Genomic DNA, 316 nt, shown 5'->3' on the forward strand with positions numbered 1-316 from the left:
CAGGTACGGGCGCGAGCGCTGGCGCAGCAGTTCGATCACCTCGGCACTGGCGCAGGTGAAGCCGCCCAGTGCGCCGCCCATGGCCTTGCCCAGGGTGCCGGTGATGATGTCGATCCTGTCCAGCACGCCCTTCACTTCGGCCGAGCCACGACCGGTGGCACCGAGGAAGCCGGTGGCATGGCATTCGTCGATGTGCACCAGCGCGTTGTACTTCTTCGCCAGCGCGGTGATCTCGTCCAGCGGCGCGATGAAGCCATCCATCGAGAACACGCCGTCGGTGGTGATCAGCTTTGTCTTGCAGACGGCGGCATCGGCG

1 protein-coding gene is annotated in these 316 nt (G+C 66.1%); it reads right to left on the reverse strand.

Annotated features, from left to right (window positions below; genetic code table 11):
- On the reverse strand, positions 1-316 hold a 316-nt coding region (locus EN850_RS35100), incomplete at both ends, for an aminotransferase class I/II-fold pyridoxal phosphate-dependent enzyme (protein WP_136093041.1).

Origin of the sequence: Mesorhizobium sp. M8A.F.Ca.ET.207.01.1.1 (assembly GCF_004794715.1) — a bacterium.
GTDB lineage: Bacteria > Pseudomonadota > Alphaproteobacteria > Rhizobiales > Rhizobiaceae > Mesorhizobium.